Below are 20,734 nucleotides of genomic sequence, written 5' to 3' on the forward strand. Positions count from 1 at the left end.
GGGGCTGGTAGTCACCTTTCAGATGGTGCTCCCTGGCGGGGGAGTTGTCCAGACACCCGGCTATGAGGCCTGCTCCCCGGGCTCCTGCGTCAGCGAGCCGCAGCGCTACAGAAGGCTTTCGCCGATCTCCTGCCCGATCCTCCTGAGGAGGACAGCCGAGAGGTCAGGGTCTTTGGAGGAGTCCTGGTCTGTGTATTCAGTCAAAGCGTAGACCTTTGCCAGCGGCATCTCGGACCACCGTTCCTTAGGGAGGAGCGAGCGGCCGGCGACAGCGATGATGGGCCTGGAGCCGGAACGGCGGGCGACGGCGGCAGGCAGCTTCCCGGCCAAGGTCTGTTCGTCGATGCTGCCTTCGCCGGTGATGACGACGTCGCAGGTTTCCTTCCGCGCGTTGAAGTCCAGCAGATCCAGGAAGTAGTCGGCGCCGGAGACCTGTGTGGCGCCGAGCAGGAGGCAGGCGTAGCCGATGCCGCCGGCACTGCCCGCACCCTCGTGTTCTGCCATCGCGGCGGCACCGGCGAGCCCGGCGCCAGCCATCTTCGTGACATAGTGCGCCAGCCCCTTGTCGAGTGCTGCCACGTCGTCAGGTGCGGCGCCCTTCTGGGGCCCGAACACGGCAGGTGCGCCGTGGACACCGTGCAGGGGATTGTGGACATCACTGGCGACGATGAGTTCGGTGTCTGCCAGTTCCGGCAACACTGTCCGTTGCACCGTATGGATCCGGTCCAGGGCCCTGCCGCTGCCGTAGAGCTGGCGGCCGTCGGCGTCCCGGAAGCTGTAGCCCAGGGCAGTGAGCATGCCCATGCCGCCGTCGGTGCTGGCGCTGCCGCCGAGGGCCATGACGATCCGGGACGGGTTCAGGCTGAGCGCGAACAGGATTGCCTCGCCGAATCCGCGGCTTGATGCGTTCAGCGGCTCCGGGTTTCCGCCTGGCAGCAGTCCGAGGCCACAGGTGTTGGCCACCTCCACAACTGCCGTGGCGCCGTCGAAGGCGATGCTTGCCTGGACCGGTTGTCCGGTGGGCCCGGCCACGGTGTAGTGGCGCCGGGCGAAGCCGGAGGCGATGGCGGCATCAACGCTGCCGTCGCCTCCGTCTGCGAGTGGAAGGAGCTCGCAGTGGACCGCCCCGGATCCGGTGGCGGAGCGAAGCCCTGCGGCCAGGGCATCCGCTACTTCGCCGGCGGTGAGGCTGCCTTTGAACTTGTCGGGCGCGATGAGCGTCCGTACGGTTTTCGGGACGGTGGTCTGCGTCATGTCAGATGGATTCCGAGTAGGCGGGACGGCGGTCGGCAGCGGGGGAGGGTTCCACGGCGGCGGAGAGCGCGGGTACCGCGTGGGCGCCGGCCGGGTGCTTGGGGCCGTGGTGGCCGTATTCGGTGAGGTCCTCGTCGACGTCCGTGACGTCGTCGAGGTGGACAGGGTCCTCCGCCGGCATGGGTTCAACGGTTTCTCCATTGAAGACACGGCGGGCGCGGTCGGCGTCCAGGGTGCGGTCCCACCAGGCGATGAACAGGGTGGCGACGGCGTTGCCGGTGAAGTTCACCAGGGCGCGGCACTCAGACATGAACTTGTCGATGCCGAAGATAAGCATGATGCCGGCGGCCGGGATGGTGCCGAGGGTGGTGAGGGTTGCGGTGAGGGCGATGAAGCCGCCGCCGGCCACGCCTGCGGCACCCTTGGAGGTCAGGAGCATGACGGCGAGCAGGCCCAGCTGTTCACCGATGGTCAGGTCGGTGTTGGTGGCCTGGGCGATGTACAGGGCGGCGAGGGAGAGGTAGATGGCTGCGCCGTCGAGGTTGAAGCTGTAGCCGGTGGGGACAACCAGGCCTACGGTTTCCTTCTTGACGCCGGCGTGCTCGAGCTTGCGCATGAGGCCCGGCAGGGCCGGTTCGGCGGTGGAGGTGCCCAGGATGAGCATGTATTCCTCTTTGAGGTGGCGGATCATCTTGAAAATGTTCAACCTCAGGAAGAGCATGATGGAGCCGAGCACGATCACCACGAAGAGGATGGAGGTGATGTAGAAAAGGGCGATCAGCCCGCCCATGCTGGTCAGAGACGAGACGCCGAACTTGCCCACGGCGTAGGCCATGGCACCGAACGCGCCAATCGGGGCGGCCTTCATGATGAAGCCCAGGATCTTGAACATGACCCCGGTGAGGCGCTGCACGCCGTCAAGGACGGGAGCGCCCACCTTACCCATGGCGTTCAGGGCGATGCCGAAGACCACGGCGATGAAGATGATCTGGAGGATGTTGCCCTCGACGAACGGGGCAGCCATGCTTTCCGGAATGATCTTGGTCAGGAACTGCCACCACTCCTGGTTTGCGCCGGCGTCGATGAGCTTTGCCGCGGATTCGGAGGTCTCGATGCTGTCCGCATCCGCGTTCACGCCGTCGCCCAGCCGGAAGAGGTTGATGGCCACCAGGCCGAAAATCATGGCCAGGATGGTACCCACCTGGAAGTAGGTCAGGGCCTTCAGGCCCGTCATGCCAACCTTTTTCAGGTCGGCGACGCTGGCGATGCCGCCCACAATGGTCAGGAACACGATGGGGCCGATGAGCATCTTCATCGCATCAACGAAGGTAGTGCCGATCGGTTCCATGGCCACGCCGACACTGGGTGCGAGCCAGCCGACGAGGATGCCGACGACGATCGCCGTCAGAACCCAGAAGTACAGTTGCCGGTACAGGGGTGTTTTGGGGGCCGCGTTCTTGGCTGCTGCAACGCTGCCGGCGGTGGTGGTGTGGTCCATTATTCCTACCTCTTTGTTGGAATGTAGCTGGAAGTTTCTGATGTAAGGGGACATGGCGGAGTGGGCGGCGAAATGCTGCACCGCCGCCCACTCCGGGCGTTTGCTGCCGCCGGAGGTTCCCGGCTGGCCGTGTCCTGGCTAGACCGTTGCCAGGGTGTTCGTCAGCGCCTTGATGATGGCGTCGGTGACGTCGGCGGTGTCGGCGTTCCCACCGACGTCGCGGGTAAGGTACCCGGCAGCGGTGGTCTGTTCGATCGCTGCCTCCACCTTGCGGGCCTCCTCATGCAGGCCGAAGTGGTCCAGCATCAGGGCGGCGCTCGCGATGGCACCGATGGGGTTGCTGATACCCTGGCCGGCGATGTCCGGGGCGGACCCGTGGACTGGTTCGAACATGGACGGGAACCGGCGTTCCGGGTTCAGGTTGGCGCTCGCGGCCAGGCCGAGGCTGCCGGCGAGGGCGGAGCCGAGGTCGGAGAGGATGTCGGCGTTGAGGTTTGAGGCGACGACGACGGACAGGTCCTCGGGCTTGAGGATGAACTTGGCGCTCATGGCGTCCACCAGGACGCTTTCGGTCTGCACGTCGGGGTAGTCCAGTGCCACGCGGTTGAAGACTTCGTCCCACAGGACCATTCCGTACTGCTGCGCATTGGACTTTGTCACCGAGGAAACCTTCTTCACGGTGCGGGTGCGGGCAAGGTCGAAAGCGAAGCGCATGATGCGCTCGCATCCTTTCTCGGTGAACAGCGCGGTCTGCAGGGCAACCTCGTTGCCGGGGCCGCGGCCGCTCAGGTTCCGGCCGCCGAGGCCGGCATATTCGCCTTCGCTGTTCTCTCGGACAACAACCCAGTCGAGCTCGGTGTTGTCTGCTTTGCGCAGTGGGGACTGGATGCCGGGGAGGAACTTCACGGGGCGGATGTTGGCCCACTGGTCGAAGTTCTGGGTGATGTTCAGCCGCAGTCCCCAGAGGCTGACGTGGTCCGGGACGTTCTCCCAGCCGACGGCGCCGAAGTAGATCGCATCGAAGTCCTTCAGCGTCTCCAGGCCATCGTCGGCCATCATCTTGCCGGTTTCCGCGTAGTATCCGCAGCCCCAGGGGAACTCGGTCCACTCAAACGCGAATTTTCCGTTGGAGTTCTCCGCCAGGGCGTCCAGGACGCGGCGTCCGGCAGAAACGACTTCCTTGCCCACACCGTCTGCGGGGATTGAAGCGATGCTGAATTTCTGGGTGGCGCTCATGTGCCTACCTCCTCGTTGAGTGTTGGCAGTGCCTCTGTTGCTCGAGTCACACTGTTCTTCCTCTTCAAGTAGACGGCCAGTACGTGCGGGGCGTCCAAGACCAGGTTTCGATAAGGCAGATAGGCCTGGCCTATCGATCGGGAGAGGTTGTTTCACTTTTCGGACTTGGGGAGGCGTGGCGCTGTGCCACGGCAAGGAAAGCCCGGGCCGCCGGCGTCAGGTCCTCCTTGCGGCTGAGGATCGCCACGTCCAAGTGGGAGACCGGTTCGATCAGCAGCGTCCTGAGCCCGGACTTATGGGCAAGGGGAGCCCAGGAGGAGGGCATGACGGCGTGGCCCACCCCGGCGAGAACCAACGGCAGGATGGAGGTGCGGTGCGCGACCTCCACCACGATTTCAGTTTTTACGCCGTGTGCCAGTGCATCGTCAACCAGCCAGCGCATCAGGGATCCGCGCTGGCTGGCAATCAGCCGGTGTCCGCCCAGGTCCTCCCGCTGGATGGCCTCGCCGGAGGTGAAGGTGTCTGCCTGGGGATTGACGATGAGGATCAGGGGTTGGCGCTCCAGCTCAAGGACCTGGACTCCCGGCACGCGCACGGGCGTCGGTGAGCCGGCCAGGCCGATCTCCGTACTGCCGGACCGGACCGACTCGATGACTTCCTCAGGCGTAAACGCGGCACTGACATTCAGCCGGACCGAAGGGTGCAGCTCGGTGAAGCCCGCGATCATCGATGTCAGTGGTTCGATGCCGGGCGAGGGCATGGTGATGATGTCCAGGCGCCCGCTGCGGATGCCCCGAAGGGCCTGTACTGCCGATTGTGCAGCATCGAGGTCCCGCATCACCAACCTGGCCGGGCCCACCAGTTCCTTGCCGGCCTCGCTGAGTACGGCCCGGCGGCCGACGCGGTGGAACAGGGGGACGCCCAGCTCCTTTTCCAGGCCGGCAATCGTCTGGGACAGCGATGGCTGCGCGATCAGCAGATGTTCGGCTGCCCTGTTGAAGCCGTCGTGATCAACCACGGCGAGGAAGTATTTCAGCTTTCGTGTATCCACGCCGGCTCCTTCAGCGGTTCGGGCCCCAGGCTTGCGGAAACCGCCGGGTGGCCTACGCCTGTCAGGCGCTGTAGTTGTAAAGCTTTCCACGCAGCAACCAGCCAGGTCCAAGCCGCGCGTGGCGTGACGTGGGCCTGGCTGGCCGGACTCGGGTCAGCCGCCTAGGCCGACAACGCCCACCATCACCGGGACGATGCTGATGATAAGGATGGCGCCCAGGATGTCGAAGGCGAATCCGGTGCGGACCATGCGGGTGATGGGAACGGTGCCTGAGCCGTAGACTATGGCGTTTTGAGGCGTGGAGACCGGCAACATGAACCCGAACGATGCGGCGAAGGTCGCAGCCAGGGCGGGAACAAGGGGGTCCACGCCCATGGCAACGCACAGCGGGATGACGATTGGCACCACGACGGCGGCGGACGCGGTGTTGCTGGTTGTCTCCGAGATGAGGATGGCCAGAATCGCCGAGAATGCGGTGATCGCCACGATATTGGTGACGCCGAGGTTTGCTGCCGCAGCGTTTCCGATCGTTTCTGCCAGGCCGGTGGAGGAGAGAAGGGCCCCGAAGATGATGCCCGTACCAAAAAGGATGATGGTTCCCCAGTCGATTTTGGCGGCGTCCCCCCAGGTCAAGGTAGCGCGGCGTTCCTTCCAGTTGGTGGGGAGGATGAACAGCAGGGAAGCGCCGATGACGGCAACGATGCCTTCGTCCAGGCGGTCATCCAGCAGCGTGTACATTTCCGAGTCCGGGCCGGCGATGAGGCTTGCGAAGGCCGGGAGCAGCCACAGCGTGACGGTCAGGCCGAAAGCGATAAGCGTGTTGACCTCGGCCCGGGACATCTTTCCCTGCTGCGCTTTTTGCTCCCGGATGAACTCGTCCACGCCTTCGATCCGGCGGATTTCCGGTTTGTTGAGCAGGAACATGGTCAGTGCCAGCACCACGAACATGGCTGCGCAGATGGGTGCGACAGTGGCAGTCCACTGGACGAAGGAAATCTGGATTCCGGTTGCTTCCTCGATAAGGCCGCGGCCGATCAGGTTCGGAGGTGAGCCGACGGGCGTTAGGAGGCCACCGACGCTGGCGCCATAGGCGAGCATCAGCATCAGCGCTGCCCCCACCCGAAGGCGCAGCGGGTCGAAGTCGGCCTTGACCACACCACGGTCCTGCATCAGTTTTGCTATGACGGCCAGGATGCCCAGGGCGGTGGGCATCAGCATGGCAACCGTGGCGGTGTTGGAGACGAATGCGGACAGGATGCACGTGATCAACCCGAAGGCGACGATGACGCGGTAGGTGGACTTGGCGACGCCGGGAATCGACAGGACAGCGAAGGCGAGCCGTTGGGCTATGCCATGCTTGAGCATGGCTGCGGCGAGGATGAAGGCGCCGATAAACGTGAAGATGGTTGTGGAGCCGAAGGGCCTCAGCACGTCACTGGCTGGTGCCACCCCGAGCAGGACGATCGCCGCGACGCCGATGAGCCCGCCCACCGGGATGGGAACCGGTTCGCAGATCCAAAGGATGATGACGCCCAGCAGGACGGCTGCGAGCAGTTGTTGGGTCTGTTCCATGCCGGTGGGGAGAAGCGCGAAGATGATTGAAACTGCCGGCGCCAGAAAGAATCCGAGGGTCTGCCGGGCACGCTCGAACTTTTCCTCCCGTGGAGACAGCTTTTGCTCGCTCAGGCTCTTGAACATCTTGCCGCCCAGCAGGGCTGCGCGGACATCCGTCCGTGGGGCCGCAGGGCTGGCTGCCGTGGATGCAGTTAGGTTGCCGGACATCGTCGTCCTTTCGTCGTAAGGGTTTGAACCCACTGTGCATCCGTGACCGCGGTCACGTCCAAGATGAGTTCCCTACTACGCCGATAGGGAAAACCAATGAAGGCGCCGGCCCGGCGTACTTCAGCTGGATCCCTGCAGCTGCCTGTGCGAGGCCGGGAACTTGTCCAGACTTTTGACGGCGCGAAGGCTGCGTAAAACGCCCCCTTTTTGCAGGGTATGATTGTGCCGCCGGCCGGCATGAGGTCCTCGCCCGAACAGGGCTCGAGTCAACGCAGTGCTGGATGATGTCCGTTCATTTGAGCAGTGGCATCCGGCGAAACCAAACCCTTTTCACCACTGTCAAAGACCCTGCCCGAATACTTCTGCGCGGGCAGCACCTTGAAAGGACCCCATGGAACTGCTGTGGGAAACCGCCGGCTGGGCCGGCGCGGCTGCAATTCTCAGTGCATACCTGGCCGTTTCCATGGGCTGGCTGAAGGCCGGCAAAGGCTTCCAGACCGCGAATCTTGTGGGCGCCGTCGCCTTCATCATCAACGGCACCTTCCACGGGGCCTGGCCTTCCGTGGTGACGAACGTGGCCTGGTTCCTCATCTCCGCCGTCGCGCTTGTCCGCATGCGCTCCGAAAGCACCCCGCCGGTAGTGGCCGCGGATCCGCAGGTCCAGTTCCCGGGTGTCCCGGACTCCACGGGCCAGATGGCCGTCATCGAGGTTCTCACCGGTTCCATGCCAGTGGTCTCCATGCCTGCCATGGCTGACGGGCAGCGGCTGGCGCACTGAACCGTCACATGATCCCGGTGGGCACTCGAAGAAGATCGTCCATATAGTTGCACTTTTCTGCCATGGGCAGCCGCGGCGTTTGTCCATAGCCTGAAGTGGTGACGGACGCCAACCACTTCAAGAGCCAGATTCATCTGCCCGATGCGCCGCCGGACCAGCGGGCTGTCCTGGAGGCCGGAGGTGTTGCCTGCTGGAGCGAGCCGGTCTCCATCGACACCTACGCTCCCGGCGTGCCGGACCGGTACCCGATGTTCCTGGACCGCCGCGTGTACCAGGGGTCCAGCGGCAAGGTCTACCCCATGCCGTTCATTGACAGCATCGCCGGCTCGAAGGAACCCCGGCTTTGGCAGGCAACCCATCTGGAGAACGAATACCTGAGGCTCATGCTGCTGCCGGAAATCGGAGGCCGCATCCACATCGGCTTCGACAAGACGGCCGGGTACGACTTCTTCTACCGGAACAACGTGATCAAGCCGGGGCTGGTGGGCCTTGCGGGGCCCTGGATCTCAGGTGGCGTGGAGTTCAACTGGCCCCAGCACCACCGCCCGGCGACGTTCCTTCCCGTGGAAACATCCATCGAACGCGGCGCTGATGGGGCGGTGGTGGTGTGGCACAGCGACCTCGACCCGCTGCAGCGGATGCGTGGGACCCACGGTGTCCGGCTCCGCCCGGGCAGTTCGCTGATCGAGGTGGAGGCGCGGCTCTACAACTGCACGGACGTGCCGCAGACCTTCCTCTGGTGGGCGAACGCCGCGGCCCGCGTCCACGAAAAGTACCAGTCGTTCTTCCCGGCCGATGTCCGCTACGTGGCGGACCATGCCCGCCGGGCCATCACGGCTTTCCCCCGCGCGGACCGCCCCTACTACGGCGTGGACTATCCCGCCCTGGCAGGGGAGGGCAGTCCGGAGGCGGACCGCATCGACTTCTGTGCCAACATCCCCATCCCCACGTCCTACATGGTCACCGACACCAAAGACAGCTTCTTCGGCGGCTACGACCATGCGGCGGGTGCCGGGTTCGTCCACTGGGCGGACCGCGGCATTTCCCCGGGCAAGAAGCAGTGGACGTGGGGCAACGGTCCGGTGGGCAAGGCATGGGACGCGCACTTAACGGACGACGACGGCCCTTACGTTGAGCTGATGTCCGGCGTCTTTACGGACAACCAGCCCGACTTCAGCTACCTCGCCCCCGGCGAGACGCGCACCTTCAGCGAATTTTGGTACCCGATCCGCAAGATGGGCCCGGCGCACCAGGCGAACCTCGACGTCGCCGTCTCGCTCCAGCTGGACGACGCCGGGCGCAACGCCACAGTGGGGGTCTCCAGCACGGCGGACCGGGCCAATGCCACGGTGGTGCTTCAGGACCAGGGGCGGGCCATCCGCTCCTGGAACGCCCGGATCTCCCCGGCCCACCCCTTCACGGAAGTGTGCGGCCTTGACGGCCCGGTTGCGGCTGCTGACCTCACGCTCCGGGTCCTTGATGCGGGAGCGGAGGTGTTGTCATGGTCCCCGCCCCGGTCCGGCGATATCTTGTCCGGTGATGCCCCGTCCGGAGATGGCCCGGAGGAGCCGTGGGTGGCTACCGAACCTGGCCGGCCGGCGGAAATCGAAAGCCAGGATGAGCTCTACGTCACCGGCACACACCTGGCCCAGAACCGGCACCCCACCAGGTCGCCCCTGCCCTATTTCGAGGAGATGCTCCGGCGGGATCCGCAGGATTCACGCGCATCGATCGCGCTGGGTGCAGCGAAATACGCCACCGGCCAGTATGTGGAGGCGCGGAGGCTGCTGGAAAACGCGCTGGCCCGGCTGACCCGCCGCAACCTGAATCCGCCCAGCGGCGAGGCCAGCTACCGGCTCGGCCTGGTGCTGGAGCGCAGCGGGCAACCGGAGGAGGCCGCCGAACATTTTGCGAAGGCCGCCTGGGACAGGGCCTGGGCGCATCCGGCCCGTCTTGCGCTGGCGCGCCTGGCCCTCCGGTCGGGGCAGCCGGCCGAAGCCCTCCGGCAGGCTGAGGAGGCGCTGGGCCTGGACCCGGCCAGCCCTGCGGCCAAGCACCTGCTCTGCCTTGCACTAAGCCGGGCGGGGCGCCGGGGCGAGGCCTCGCGTCTGCTTCAGGGCATCCTCAAGGCCGACCCGCTGGACCCGGTGGCCCATGCGCTGGACGGCTCCCTTGACGTTTCGGACCCCAAGACACCGCTGGCCGTGGCCTGCTGGCTGGCTGCCGCGGGCCAGTGGCAGCTTGCCCTGGACCTGACGGAGCAGCCGGCCCGGTCCGGCGACAAGGGGTTCGGCAACCCGGAGCCCCTTCGCCGCTACCTGCGGGCCGGCTGGCTGGACGAACTGTTGGACCCGGAAGCGGCGTCGCAGGAACGCTCAGCTGCCCGGCGGAGCGACACCACCTATGCCTTCCCTTCTGGACTGGACCACTATGACGCGTTGCAGCGCGCGCTCCAGGCTCATCCCAGGGACGCGGTGGCGCACGGACTGCTGGGATGCTGGCTGTTGGATGCGGGGCGCACCCCTGAAGCGCTGACCCACCTGGAGGCCTCCATGGCCAACGGGTCGGAGGACCCCGTGGTCTGGCGGAACGCGGCGATCGTCCACGTGAACACTGGCGGGGAGGCGGCAGCTGCGGACTCCTTCTTTGAGCGTGCGCTGGAGCTGGGTCCGGATGATGCCCGGCTGGTGTTCGAGCGTGCCGTCCTGGCCGGCCTCCGGGGCGTGCCAGTCAAGGAGCGCCTCGACGACCTGGAAAGGCACGGCTCCGCTGTGTTCCGGCGCGACGACCTAACCGTTCTCTATGCCAACCTGCTGATTGACGCCGGCCGGGCGGACCAAGCCCTGGGCATCATAACCAAGCGCAACTTCCAGCCGTTTGAGGGAGGTGAAGGACTGGCCCTGGCTGCCTATGACCGGGCGTCGGTGGAGGTTGCGCGCGCGCTCACCGAGCAGAGTCCGACGGCGGCTATCGCCCTGCTGCGCGAAGGCATGGAGGCGCCGGCGAACCTGGGCGAAGGGCGGCACCCTGCCGGGAGCCTGGCCGAGCGTCTGGTGGCATTGGGGGACGCCCTCAACGGCGCAGGGGATACTGAAGCGGCAACCGAGGCCTGGAAGCAGGCCTGCCGTGAAGGCTCGCCGCTTGCTGTCGATCCTCCTTCAGCAGGACCCGCTGACTACTGGAAAGGCATTGCCTGCAGCAGGATGGAAAGGCACGCTGACGCTGAACGGATCTGGCGGCAGCTCGAGGCCCGAGCCGATGAACTGGAGACCGCCCCCGCGCTGCCTGACTACTTTGCAACATCCCTGCCCGAACTCCTGCTCTTCGACACTGACACGGCCGGAGCCCGCCTCGAAACAGCCGCACTCCTGCGCGCCCTGGCCGCAGAGGGCCGCTCCCACCTCAAAGAAAAGGCAAACTCTTGACCGACGCACCGAGATACCTCGGATCCGGAACCATGGAGCGCGATCCTGACGCTGCATCCCTGACGGGCGTGCCGCCGTCGCACCTTCCCTCCCGCCTGACCATCACCCTCTGGGACTTCTCCTGGTACACGCGGGCGGAAGAAGGCGGGCCGTACGCGGACCTGGACGCTGCCTGTGCCAAGGCCGCGCAGCTGGGATACAACACCGTCCGCATCTGCGCCGCCCCGCTGCTCCTCTTCGGCGCGCTCGGCCCCGATGACTTGGCCGCTGACCTGGAGATCGAGGGGCTCGGAACCGCGCCGGACGGCGGCTTCTACGGCCGCGGCACGCGCTGGTACGACGCTCCCGGCGGCTACCGCCTCAATCTGCGCGAGCGGCTGCTGGAACTCTTCGACGCCGCCGCCCGCCACGGCCTGGTTGTCATCCTCGCCAGCTGGGAGTACCAGCAGTCACCGGCCTTCGCCCGTTCCCCGCGATGGTTCGAGGCGATCGACGGCGTCCCGCTCCAGGACAGGTACCGGGTCCTTGCGGATTCGTGGGACCGGCTCATCGGTGCGCTGACAACTGCGGGCCACCGGGACCGGATCGCCATGGTGGAGCTGCACAACGAGGTGGACTTCTCTATCCTGCCCGCGCTCGCGGAGGGCGGCACCAGGGAACTGGAGCGCCTGCGGGAACTCCATCCCGACCTTCTGGTCACGGCGAGCTATGGCAAACCTCCGCACCTGGCCATGCACACAGTTCCGGACGGGCTGGGAGCAGCCCAGTTCCACGTCTACAGCTACGGCGTGCTGGATGCCCTCCAGCAGCAAATCGACATCAGGTCCGAGGGTACCGCCGGCTTTCCCAACCCCGCCTTTCCCAACCCTGACCTTGCCGCCCTGCTGCGGCCCGGGGCACCCTCTGTGGCAGAGTACGGACGGCTGGCCGAGTGGAAATACCGGGCAACAGTTGTCACGGACCAGATGTTCTACGGGTACGACTGGATCGATCCGGAAGCGTGGGATGCCTGGCTGTACAACAGGTTTGGTGAGTTCAGGGAGGTCATGCGGCGGGAAATCGAGTCCCGTGTCATTGCCATCGCCGCCTGGGCGCGCTGGAAGGACGTCCCCGCCGTCGTCGGTGAAGGATGGATCGGTTACACGCCCCTTCACGGCACGTTCGAGGAGGGACCGATCGGGCGCGACCTCGCCGAACGCGGCATCGGGGCAGCGCTCGACCATGGGGTCTGGGGGATGGTGCTGTGTTCAAACGCGGCGCCGCACCACCCGATGTGGGCTGACGAAGCGTGGCAACTCCGCATGAACCGCCGCATCCTTACCGCCCCCACAAGCTGAAGGAACCTCCATGCAGAACCAACAAGGGACCGTTGGGACGCTCAGCGCCGGGATGCTCAGCGCCGCGCACCGGCCGCGCGAACTGGCATTGCAGTTCCCGCCCATGAGCAACTCAGAGGACCGCCACAAAAGGTGGCGGCTCACCAGCCAGTACATGGAACACGACGGCGTTCCGGCGGTGCCGGTCTCCGGAGAGCTGCACTACAGCCGCCTGCCCCGGTCCCGCTGGGAAGAGCGGCTGCGGCTGATGAAGGCCGGCGGGATCACCGTGGTTGCGTGCTACGTCTTCTGGATCCATCACCAGCCGGCCGAAGGCGAGGCCCGCTTTGACGGCAACCTGGACGTTGCCGCGTTCGTCCGGCTCTGCGCTGACGTTGGCCTGGACGTGGTGCTGCGGCTAGGCCCATGGTGCCACGGCGAGGTCCGCAACGGCGGCTTCCCGGACTGGGTGCAGGCAGCGCCGGTGGCGCACCGGACCAATGACCCCGCCTACCTGGCCATGGTGGAGCGCTGGTTTAACCGCATCGGCAGGGAACTGGACGGCCTCACCGGCCCGGACAGCAACGTTATTGGCATCCAGCTGGAAAATGAGCTGTACGACCAGCCCCGGCACATCACGGAGCTCAAGAAGCTGGCCAGGGCAGCAGGGCTGAGCGCACCAATTTGGACGGCCACGGCCTGGGGCGCCGCCGACATCCCGGAGGATGACGTCATGCCTGTCTTCGGTGGCTACGGGGACGGTTTCTGGGTTGATGCCGACGCCCCGTGGGACCCCACCTTCCGGGAGCATTACTTCTTCAGCCACGAGTGGGATGACCCTGGGATCGGTGCGGACCTGCGTGAACACTTTTCGGGTAGCGGCGCGGCACCGTCCCGTTCCCCGTCCACGCTCTATCCGCCGGCAACGTGCGAACTCACCGGCGGCATGGCAACGGCCTACCAGCGGCGGCCATGGCCCAGCGGCAAGGATGTTGCCGCGGCAGCCAACAACAAGATTGGCAGCGGCTCCGGATGGCAGGGCTATTACATGTTCACGGGCGGAACGAATCCGCCGGGCGGGCTGCAGGAGTCCCAGGCAACGGGCTACCCCAACGATCTTCCGGTGTTTGACTATGACTTCCACGCCCCCATTGGTGCGGCCGGAAGGCTGGCACCGGGCTTCGCCGAACTGCGGAAGCAGCACGCGTTCCTGGCGGCCTTCGGTGCCCGGCTCGCCCCGATGCCGTCCACCCTGCCGGACACGCTTCCTTCCGGCATTGATGACGTGGCTACGCTCCGCTGGGCCGTGCGCTCGGACGGCCGGTCCGGCTTCCTGTTCGTCAGCTGGCACCAGCCCCACATCCCCGTGCCGGACTACCCGGAAGCCCAGTTCAGGCTCCTCCTGGACGGGGAAACACTCATTTTTCCGCGCAGGGGCCTCACCATTCCTGCCGGAACCATCGCGCGCTGGCCCGTTAATCTGGAAGTGGCAGGTGTCCGCCTTTGCTGGGCAACGGCGTCGGCCTTTACACTGCTGGACCCGGACGGTGCGCCCACGCTGGTCCTCGCTGCCGAGGAAGGGATAGTGCCGCAGCTGTGCCTGCAGGAAGGAACCGTTCTGGATGGTCCGGCAGCCGCGCTCGATGGCAACGTGTACGCCATCGATGCGGCCCACCCGGTGACCCTGACGGCGAGCTTACCCGAAGGCTCCGTGGCCATCCTGGTTTTGCCAGCCCACCTGGCTGACCAGGCGTGGGCTTTGGAGACACCGCACGGGCGCCAGCTGGTCCTGTCCGCAGACCCGCTCTGGGTTGGTGCGGACGGCCGCCTGGCCGGCAGGTCGCAGGGGGAACCCGCTGTCCGGCGCTACTCCACTGCGGCCGGACGGTTCGAGGACGTGCGCACCGGCAGCTTGAAACCTGAACCCCTTCGCTGGACGCTGCCTGCCGAGCGGATCCGCGCCGCGAAGCCGGTCCCGGCGTCCTTCGGTTCGCTCGCCGGCCGTGCTGCCGCGCCCACCGGCTCATCCATCGATGAGCTGGCAGCCGTTTATGCGGTGGACCTGGGGGCGGAGGTACTGTCCGGGGAGCATACGGAACTGGAGGTTGCCTGGGCCGGGGACGTGGCCCGCCTGGTAGTTGACGGGACGGTAGTGGGGGACAGGTTCTGGGACGGTTCCCCTTGGATTATCGAAACCAACGACGCCGGGATACGCCCGGGCTCGGACGTCCGGCTCCAGATCCTGCCGCTCGCCAAGGATGCGCAGGTTGGACTGCCGGCCGGGGCGCAGTGCCGGCGGGACGCGGTTGCCGGTGACCTGGTTTCGCTGGACAAGCTTGAGCTCCTCCAGTGGACCGGGTGGTCGGAAGAGCCCGCCTGAGCTGCCGCGTTGTGCCATAGCATGGACACTTCGTGGCGGAGGGAGTGCGGGGTGGAGCGGGCAACGGGGTTTCCCAACCAGCGCCTGGTGGTGGTTCCCCGGCCCCTGGTCCGTGACGCGCTGAAACGTCCCGTCACGCGGCGGCTGGTGGTCACCGACGGCGGCGTTTTTCCCGCCGCCGGGGAACATGGACGGTACCGTCCCCAGGGCGCGGAGGAAACCATCGTCATCCTCTGCGTCGCGGGCGCGGGGTGGGTGGAAACCGGGGGTGCGCGTTACGACGTCGGCAAGGCAACCGCCGTCGTACTTCCCGGCAACACCGGTGAGGCGCATGCCTACGGTGCCTCTGCTGAGGATCCCTGGACCATCTGGTGGTGCCACGTCCGCGGGTCCGATGTTGCCGAACTCGTTGAAGAATCGGGGGCGCGCACCGGCCGGCCCATCATCCCGCTGGTGGCGGTGGACCGGCTGACCGCCATGCTGGACGAGATCATTACTGCCCTGGAGCAGGACCAGTCGCCGGCCCGCCTGGTGGCCACGGCCGGGATGGCCTGGAAGCTGCTGGCCACCCTGGCGGTGGACCGCCGCCTCCCGGAACAAGGGACGCCGCTGCAGCAGGCCATGAAATTCCTCGAGGACCGGGTGGACGGTGCCATCCGCCTGCCTGACCTGGCCAGGGTGGTGGGTGTTTCGCCGTCGCATTTGAGCAAGCTGTTCCGGGAGGCGACGGGCGGGGGAGTGCTGGCCCACCACACGGCGTTGAAGATGGCACGGGCCAGGCTCCTGCTTGACACAACAGACCTGACGATTGCGCAGGTGGGACGGGAAATCGGGCTGAACGACCAGTTCTACTTCTCCCGCCAGTTCCGCCGGCTGCACGGGGTGAGCCCCAGCGCGTACCGGGCGGACCGGAAGGGCTGAGGCGCTGGGGAGTGGCTTCCGTGAGTTCTCTCGGTGTCTCTCCGCGGTGGCTTCGCAGGCAAGCTGTTTTCACCGCCATGTGGCTCGAGGCCGGCTGAACTGGGTGTCAGGTTAAGGCCTGAGGCCTTCCCGAGGCGTGTCCGCAATGCCTAGATTAGACCCTAATCTGACGTTTTCGTGGGGCAGGCCTGACGTCAGGTTGGGGTGTGCCTTATGTGGACAAGCAAGCTCCCCGCACACCGCTTTAGAAAGAACCCCTTACTCGGTAGCGACTAAACGGCTAATCCCGGCTGTATTAGGACGCCAATAAGCAAAAAGTAGCCCAGCGCCGCGATAATCGGCACTGGGCTACTAATCATCGGGTGGCTAGCGCTTCACTGCTTCGAGCTTGAGCATCTTGGCGATGACGCTGTCCAGCTCGGAGTCGTCGAAGATCTTCTTCCAGTCGTCCTTGATGATGGTGTCCTTGCCGTACTGGATGGCTATTTCGCAGGCCTCCGAGAACGGGTTGGAGCCGCGCAGGGCGTTGGTGAGCGCGATCTGCACGTGGCCGAACAGCATGGCCTTGGCAGCTTCCTCGGGCACGCCGGCGGTGTGGACGGTCTCGTGCAGCGCCTCATTGAGAAGGGTGCCGATCATGCAGGCCACGGTTTCCACCAAGGTGGGCTCGAGGATGGCGAGTTGCTTGACGGTGACCCAGTGGACGTCGATGACGGGGGCATAAATGACCCGAATGATAGCTTCAGCAGCTGCCTTGGTCTCCTCGGAAGTGCCATTATCGATGGCGGCAACCACGTTCTGGGGTGCGCCTTCGCCGCCGAAGGTGTCGGCCCATTCTTCCTTGGTGGTGCGCTCGAGGAACACCGAGGGGTGGCACGGGTGGGCGACGGCTTGGACAACGTCGTCGCGCCTCGCCAGCAGGCCGGCGTAGGCGGCGGCGGGGTCCAGGGTGAGCAGGATGGCACCTGCCTTCATCTGGGGGACAACGCCCTCGGATACAACGCCCAGGACGGTGTCCGGGACGGCGAGGATAACCACGTCGGCGCCCTTGACGGCGTCGTCAGTGGCTGTGATGTCGCGGCCTTCAGCCTGGATGCGCTCCTGGCCGGCGGGGGAGTTTTCGCTGTAGAAGACGGTGTGGGCGCTCTTCTGGAGGTTGCGGGAGACGCGCATTCCCATTTTGCCTCCGGCTCCGATGACGGCGACGGTCAATTTTTCTGCTGACATTTCATTTGCTCCTTAGGTAATTGAGGCTTTGTTGGGTCCACTGGCTTTCGAGGCGGATGGTGTCCAATTCGGTGTCCTGCCAGGGCAGCCAGTGTTCGACGATCTGGTTGATGTTTCTTTGGTGGGGCTGGATGGTGCTGATCATGTAGTCGTAGTCGAGGAGGCCTTCGCCGAGCGGTGCGCCGGAGTACGTGAATCCGACCCACCCGTCCTTGCGGCTGAACGCAAAGTCCTTGATGTGCATATTTAGGACGTAGGGTGCGACGGCGTCGATCACCTCTCGGGGCATCTCCAGCGCCGCGACGGTGTTGGCGGGGTCGCTGCAGATGCCCAGGTATGGGCTGTCTACGCCGCGGATCACGTCCAGGATCCGGGAGGTGGGAACCTGCTCGTAGGTCTCCACCGCGATCTTCACTTCCGCTGCCTCGAATTCGGGCAGGACTTCTTTGAAGATCCCCACCGCTTCCTCGTTCGTGGGGGTGTGGCCGGGGGTGTTGAACATGGTCCGAAGCAGGGGTGAGCCCAGGATCCGGGCGATGTGCAGGAATTTCCGCAGGTGCTCCGGTCGGATGCCCTTGGTGCCGAGCTCCAGGGAGATTCCCAGCCGGTCCGCGGTGGCCCGGACTGCTTCCAGTTCGGAGTCCGTCATGGTTTCCAGCGGGGCGTAGTCGCAGACCTGGAAGAGGTCCACGCCGAGTTCCGCGGTCCGCTCCAATGCATCATGGATGCTGAGCGGCGCGGAGACTTTGTCCGAGAGCTGCCAGAAGAACGCGTAGCTGCTCAGTCCAATCCTGCTTTTCCCGATGCTGGTCATACGGTCACCTCCGCTGCAGCGAACCTCGTGGCGGTCTCGTCAAGGATGGTCTTGAGCGCCTGGGGGTCGTGGGCGAAGCGGCCCAGGAACAGGCCGGCCACGGCGGGCTCGAGCTTCGTAATCAATCCGGGTCCGGCGCTGCCACCGTAGATCACGCGGCTGTCCTCCTGACCGGGCAGGGCACGCAGGTGTGCGTCCAGGCCGGTGATGACGGCGCTGATGTATTCCGGCGTCGCTGGTTCCGGGGCGCCGATGGCCCACTGCGGCTCGTAGGCCACGATGGTTCGTCCCGTGGGTCCCAGGGACTGGGCGCGGTTGAGTACGGCATCGATCTCCCCCGAGCAACGGGCCACGGCTTCCTCCACCGATCCCTGCTGCAGCTCCCCGACGCACAGCACAGGCGTGAGTCCGTTGCGGTAGGCGGCGGCGGTCTTCAGGCCTATGATCTGGTCGTCCTCGCCGAAGATTCGCCGACGTTCGGCGTGCCCCACTTCGGCGTAGCGGCCACCGAGTTCAGCCACTGTCTTGCCGCCGACTTCACCGGTGAACGCGCCCTCGTCTTCCCAGAAGATGTCCTGGGCTCCCACAGCCGTTCCCGCCGGGCCCAGAACTCGGGCGGCTTCGGGAAGGACAGGGAGGGTAGGCAGGATGAAGAGTTCGATGTCCCCGCTCTGCACTGCCGGGTGCTCCGCAGCAATGGCCGCTACGTTCCGGCAGTAGTCCACCGAGCGCTGGTAGCCGAAGTACATCTTCAGGCTGACGCCGATGATGGCCGTCGGCGTGGGTCCTCCGGCGTTGGCCAAAGGGTTCTTAGCAGGAAGTGACACCTTCGTAGTCCTTAATCAGGGTGACTTTTTCCGCAGAGGCGGAGGTTTCGTCGAAGGTGTAGGTGAGCCATTCCCTGGCAAGCCTGCGGGCGAGCTCCAGGCCGACGACGCGCTGGCCGAAGGTGAGGACCTGGGCGTTGTTGCTCAGGACTGAGCGTTCCACGGAGAAGCTGTCGTGGGCGGTGACGGCGCGGACGCCGGGGACCTTGTTCGCCGCGATGGCGACACCGAGGCCGGTGCCGCAGACCAGCAGGGCCCGGTCGGCCTTGCCTGCGGCGACGAGCTCGGCTGCGGCGATGGCGACGGACGGGTAGGGGGTGTGACTGGTGGCGTCCACCCCGACATCCTGGACTGATTCCACCAACTCGCTGGCTTCCAGGTCCGCTTTCAGGGCTTCCTTGTAGTCGAAACCGGCGTCGTCGGCTCCGATGACCAGGCGCAGTTTGGTGCTCATGCTTTCTCCTTAATAGTGGTGTTCTCGACGAGGGTGGTGTGGATGGCCCGGATGATCAGTGCCATGGATACGGCTCCCGCGTCCGGGGTGCCGAGGCTCTTTTCGGCATGAGGACGTGCCCGGCCCATCAGGGGGAGAAGGTTGGCGGTTGCATCGGCGGCTTCTTGGACGGTGATGGCTGCGGTTCCCCAGGCTTCGGTGAGGGACTTTCCGGCTACGACCTCGGAGGTGAGGGCGTCGCGGAACGGGACCAGGACGTCCACCAGGGTTTTGTCCCCGGGCTTGGCTTTGCCGAAGTCCATGATGGCGGCGGCCGCCTGCGCCACACCGGTGGCCACAGCATTGGCGTCGGGCTTGTAGGTGTTGCCCAGTGCATCGCCGATTGCCCGCAGGGCCATGCCCCAGAGGGCGCCGGAGGTGCCGCCTGCCTTGTCTGCCCAGGCGTCGCCTGCGATGTAGAGGGTGGTGGCGGCCCCTGCGCCGCGTCCGACGGCGTCTGTTGCGGCTTCGACGGCGGCGCGGACGCCGCGTTCCATACCGATGCCGTGGTCACCGTCACCAGCAATAGCGTCGATCCGGCCCAGCTCGTCGGCGGTCGCGTCCACCACTGCCTTCGCCGCACGCAGTGCCTTCAGGACGTGGACGGCTCCGGCGCGGGAGTCCGCTGTCGCCTCCGGGATCGTGACTGCGACGTCGGCCAGGTCGGCAGCTTCGCTTGGGTCCAGGGCGGCGGCTGTGACTACGCCGCGGCGGAAGGCGGGGGTGTCTGCGGGGGCGTTCCAGAGGGTCTCGAGTTCGTCGTCGAGCCAGAACAGGGTGAGGGAGGTGCCGGCCATGTCGAAGCTGGTGACCAGCTCGCCCACCTGGGGGTCTACTGCTTCCAGTCCGGCTTCGGCGAGGAGTTGTGCCACCCTGCGGTAAACCACGAAGAGCTCTTCGTACTTGACGCTGCCCAGACCATTGAGGATGGGGACCACGCGTGCGCCGGTAGCGGTGATTCCGCCCGGGACCTCGGTGAGGAGCTTGGACACGAGCAGCTCGGCGAGTTCATCAGCCGTCGGGATGTCTGTCTCATCAATGCCAGGTTCGCCGTGGATGCCCATGCCCACTGCCATCCGTCCCTGGGGAACCGTGAACAGCGGGTGGTCCGCGCCGGGGAGGGTGCAGCCCGTGAACGCGACGCCGAAGGAGCGGGTACGATCGTTGGCGCGTTCGGCGATGTCCATCACCGCATCCATGGAGTAGCCCGCTTCAGCTGCTGCGGCAGCTACCTTGAAGACGGTCAGGTCCCCTGCGATGCCGCGGCGCTTGGTGCGCTCGGCCAGCGGGGCAGAGGAAACGTCGTCAGTGACGGCGATGCTGCGGCAGTCAATGCCTTCCCGGCGAAGCCGGTCCTGGGCCTGATTGAAGTGGAGGACGTCACCGGCGTAGTTGCCATAGCCCAGCAGGACACCGCCACCGTTATCCGCTGCCTTGGCCACGTTGTAGACCTGCTGAGCAGAGGGCGACGCGAACAGGTTGCCCATCGCAGCACCATGGGCCAAGCCCTGGCCCACCAAACCGGCGAAGGCGGGGTAGTGGCCGGAGCCTCCGCCGATGACCAGCGCGACGGTGTCCGGTGTGCTTTTGGTGTTGCGGACAACGCCGCCGGAGACACGCTTGACCCAGCGGCCGTGGGAGGCAACAAAGCCTTCGATCATTTCGTCAGCGAAGGCTGCGGGTTGGTTGAACAGGCGGGTCATGGAAAGCTCCTGGGCCTAGCTAAAGGGAA

General features: G+C 65.8%; 15 protein-coding genes. 5 read left to right on the forward strand and 10 right to left on the reverse strand.

All coding sequences use genetic code 11. From position 1 onward, the window contains the following. Window positions 1–105: 105 nt before the first annotated feature. The 5 genes from ACIQF4_RS17745 to ACIQF4_RS17765 all read right to left on the reverse strand — a co-directional run bounded on the left by ACIQF4_RS17745 (window position 106) and on the right by ACIQF4_RS17765 (window position 6,821). A complete protein-coding gene (locus tag ACIQF4_RS17745; RefSeq protein WP_231454930.1) occupies window positions 106–1,254 on the reverse strand; it encodes a glycerate kinase in 1,149 nt (382 codons plus the stop codon). Window position 1,255: 1 nt separating this feature from the next. Next, window positions 1,256–2,752, reverse strand: coding sequence for a C4-dicarboxylate transporter DctA (dctA, locus tag ACIQF4_RS17750; protein ID WP_400516924.1), 1,497 nt, complete (start codon window positions 2,750–2,752; stop codon window positions 1,256–1,258). Window positions 2,753–2,890: 138 nt separating this feature from the next. Continuing rightward, a complete protein-coding gene (locus ACIQF4_RS17755) occupies window positions 2,891–3,988 on the reverse strand; it encodes a tartrate dehydrogenase (protein ID WP_231454932.1) in 1,098 nt (365 codons plus the stop codon). Between the two features lie 130 nt (window positions 3,989–4,118). Then, window positions 4,119–5,039 (reverse strand): LysR family transcriptional regulator, encoded by a 921-nt coding sequence (locus tag ACIQF4_RS17760; protein WP_400516925.1) that lies wholly within the window; start codon window positions 5,037–5,039, stop codon window positions 4,119–4,121. 153 nt (window positions 5,040–5,192) lie between these two features. Further along, window positions 5,193–6,821 (reverse strand): SLC13 family permease, encoded by a 1,629-nt coding sequence (locus tag ACIQF4_RS17765; protein WP_400516926.1) that lies wholly within the window; start codon window positions 6,819–6,821, stop codon window positions 5,193–5,195. Between the two features lie 391 nt (window positions 6,822–7,212). Here ACIQF4_RS17765 and ACIQF4_RS17770 point away from each other — a divergent pair, with 391 nt between their 5' ends. The 5 genes from ACIQF4_RS17770 to ACIQF4_RS17790 all read left to right on the forward strand — a co-directional run bounded on the left by ACIQF4_RS17770 (window position 7,213) and on the right by ACIQF4_RS17790 (window position 15,641). After that, a complete protein-coding gene (locus ACIQF4_RS17770; protein ID WP_350004205.1) occupies window positions 7,213–7,599 on the forward strand; it encodes a hypothetical protein in 387 nt (128 codons plus the stop codon). Between the two features lie 98 nt (window positions 7,600–7,697). Then, on the forward strand, window positions 7,698–11,024 hold the full coding sequence (locus tag ACIQF4_RS17775; RefSeq protein ID WP_400516927.1) for a DUF5107 domain-containing protein: 3,327 nt from the start codon (window positions 7,698–7,700) through the stop codon (window positions 11,022–11,024). After that, a complete protein-coding gene (locus ACIQF4_RS17780; RefSeq protein ID WP_400516928.1) occupies window positions 11,021–12,361 on the forward strand; it encodes a cellulase-like family protein in 1,341 nt (446 codons plus the stop codon). Before ACIQF4_RS17775 ends, ACIQF4_RS17780 begins: the two co-directional genes overlap by 4 nt. 10 nt (window positions 12,362–12,371) lie before the next feature. Then, window positions 12,372–14,720 (forward strand): beta-galactosidase, encoded by a 2,349-nt coding sequence (locus tag ACIQF4_RS17785; RefSeq protein ID WP_400516929.1) that lies wholly within the window; start codon window positions 12,372–12,374, stop codon window positions 14,718–14,720. Between the two features lie 51 nt (window positions 14,721–14,771). After that, window positions 14,772–15,641: a helix-turn-helix domain-containing protein gene (locus ACIQF4_RS17790; protein ID WP_400516930.1), complete on the forward strand. Its 870-nt coding sequence runs from the start codon at window positions 14,772–14,774 to the stop codon at window positions 15,639–15,641. 366 nt (window positions 15,642–16,007) lie between these two features. On the opposite strand, the gene ACIQF4_RS17795 is transcribed toward ACIQF4_RS17790, so the two are convergent. The 5 genes from ACIQF4_RS17795 to ACIQF4_RS17815 are packed head-to-tail and all read right to left on the reverse strand — an operon-like array spanning window position 16,008 to window position 20,705. Further along, window positions 16,008–16,868: a phosphogluconate dehydrogenase C-terminal domain-containing protein gene (locus tag ACIQF4_RS17795; protein WP_400516931.1), complete on the reverse strand. Its 861-nt coding sequence runs from the start codon at window positions 16,866–16,868 to the stop codon at window positions 16,008–16,010. A gap of 1 nt (window position 16,869) precedes the next feature. Then, on the reverse strand, window positions 16,870–17,682 hold the full coding sequence (locus ACIQF4_RS17800) for a sugar phosphate isomerase/epimerase family protein (protein WP_400516932.1): 813 nt from the start codon (window positions 17,680–17,682) through the stop codon (window positions 16,870–16,872). Then, a complete protein-coding gene (locus tag ACIQF4_RS17805; protein WP_400516933.1) occupies window positions 17,679–18,509 on the reverse strand; it encodes a triose-phosphate isomerase family protein in 831 nt (276 codons plus the stop codon). The genes ACIQF4_RS17800 and ACIQF4_RS17805 overlap by 4 nt, the downstream gene beginning before the upstream one ends. Beyond that, entirely contained in the window at window positions 18,493–18,963 is a 471-nt protein-coding gene (locus ACIQF4_RS17810; RefSeq protein ID WP_400516934.1) for a ribose-5-phosphate isomerase, read from the reverse strand. Before ACIQF4_RS17810 ends, ACIQF4_RS17805 begins: the two co-directional genes overlap by 17 nt. Beyond that, window positions 18,960–20,705, reverse strand: a complete 1,746-nt coding sequence (locus ACIQF4_RS17815) for a dihydroxyacetone kinase family protein (RefSeq protein ID WP_400516935.1) — start codon at window positions 20,703–20,705, stop codon at window positions 18,960–18,962. Before ACIQF4_RS17815 ends, ACIQF4_RS17810 begins: the two co-directional genes overlap by 4 nt. Between the last annotated feature and the right edge of the window lie 29 nt (window positions 20,706–20,734).

It is taken from the genome of Pseudarthrobacter sp. NPDC092202, assembly GCF_044755505.1.
Taxonomy (GTDB): domain Bacteria; phylum Actinomycetota; class Actinomycetes; order Actinomycetales; family Micrococcaceae; genus Arthrobacter.

What these genes read in the sequence shown, in the direction of transcription:
- ACIQF4_RS17815 (WP_400516935.1), bottom strand. Translation starts at nt 20,705, where the DNA reads ATGACCCGCCTGTTCAACCAACCCGCAGCCTTCGCTGACGAAATGATC.
- ACIQF4_RS17810 (WP_400516934.1), bottom strand. Translation starts at nt 18,963, where the DNA reads ATGAGCACCAAACTGCGCCTGGTCATCGGAGCCGACGACGCCGGTTTC.
- dctA (WP_400516924.1), bottom strand. Translation starts at nt 2,752, where the DNA reads ATGGACCACACCACCACCGCCGGCAGCGTTGCAGCAGCCAAGAACGCG.
- ACIQF4_RS17795 (WP_400516931.1), bottom strand. Translation starts at nt 16,868, where the DNA reads ATGTCAGCAGAAAAATTGACCGTCGCCGTCATCGGAGCCGGAGGCAAA.
- ACIQF4_RS17785 (WP_400516929.1), top strand. Translation starts at nt 12,372, where the DNA reads ATGCAGAACCAACAAGGGACCGTTGGGACGCTCAGCGCCGGGATGCTC.
- ACIQF4_RS17765 (WP_400516926.1), bottom strand. Translation starts at nt 6,821, where the DNA reads ATGTCCGGCAACCTAACTGCATCCACGGCAGCCAGCCCTGCGGCCCCA.
- ACIQF4_RS17800 (WP_400516932.1), bottom strand. Translation starts at nt 17,682, where the DNA reads ATGACCAGCATCGGGAAAAGCAGGATTGGACTGAGCAGCTACGCGTTC.
- ACIQF4_RS17755 (WP_231454932.1), bottom strand. Translation starts at nt 3,988, where the DNA reads ATGAGCGCCACCCAGAAATTCAGCATCGCTTCAATCCCCGCAGACGGT.
- ACIQF4_RS17745 (WP_231454930.1), bottom strand. Translation starts at nt 1,254, where the DNA reads ATGACGCAGACCACCGTCCCGAAAACCGTACGGACGCTCATCGCGCCC.
- ACIQF4_RS17770 (WP_350004205.1), top strand. Translation starts at nt 7,213, where the DNA reads ATGGAACTGCTGTGGGAAACCGCCGGCTGGGCCGGCGCGGCTGCAATT.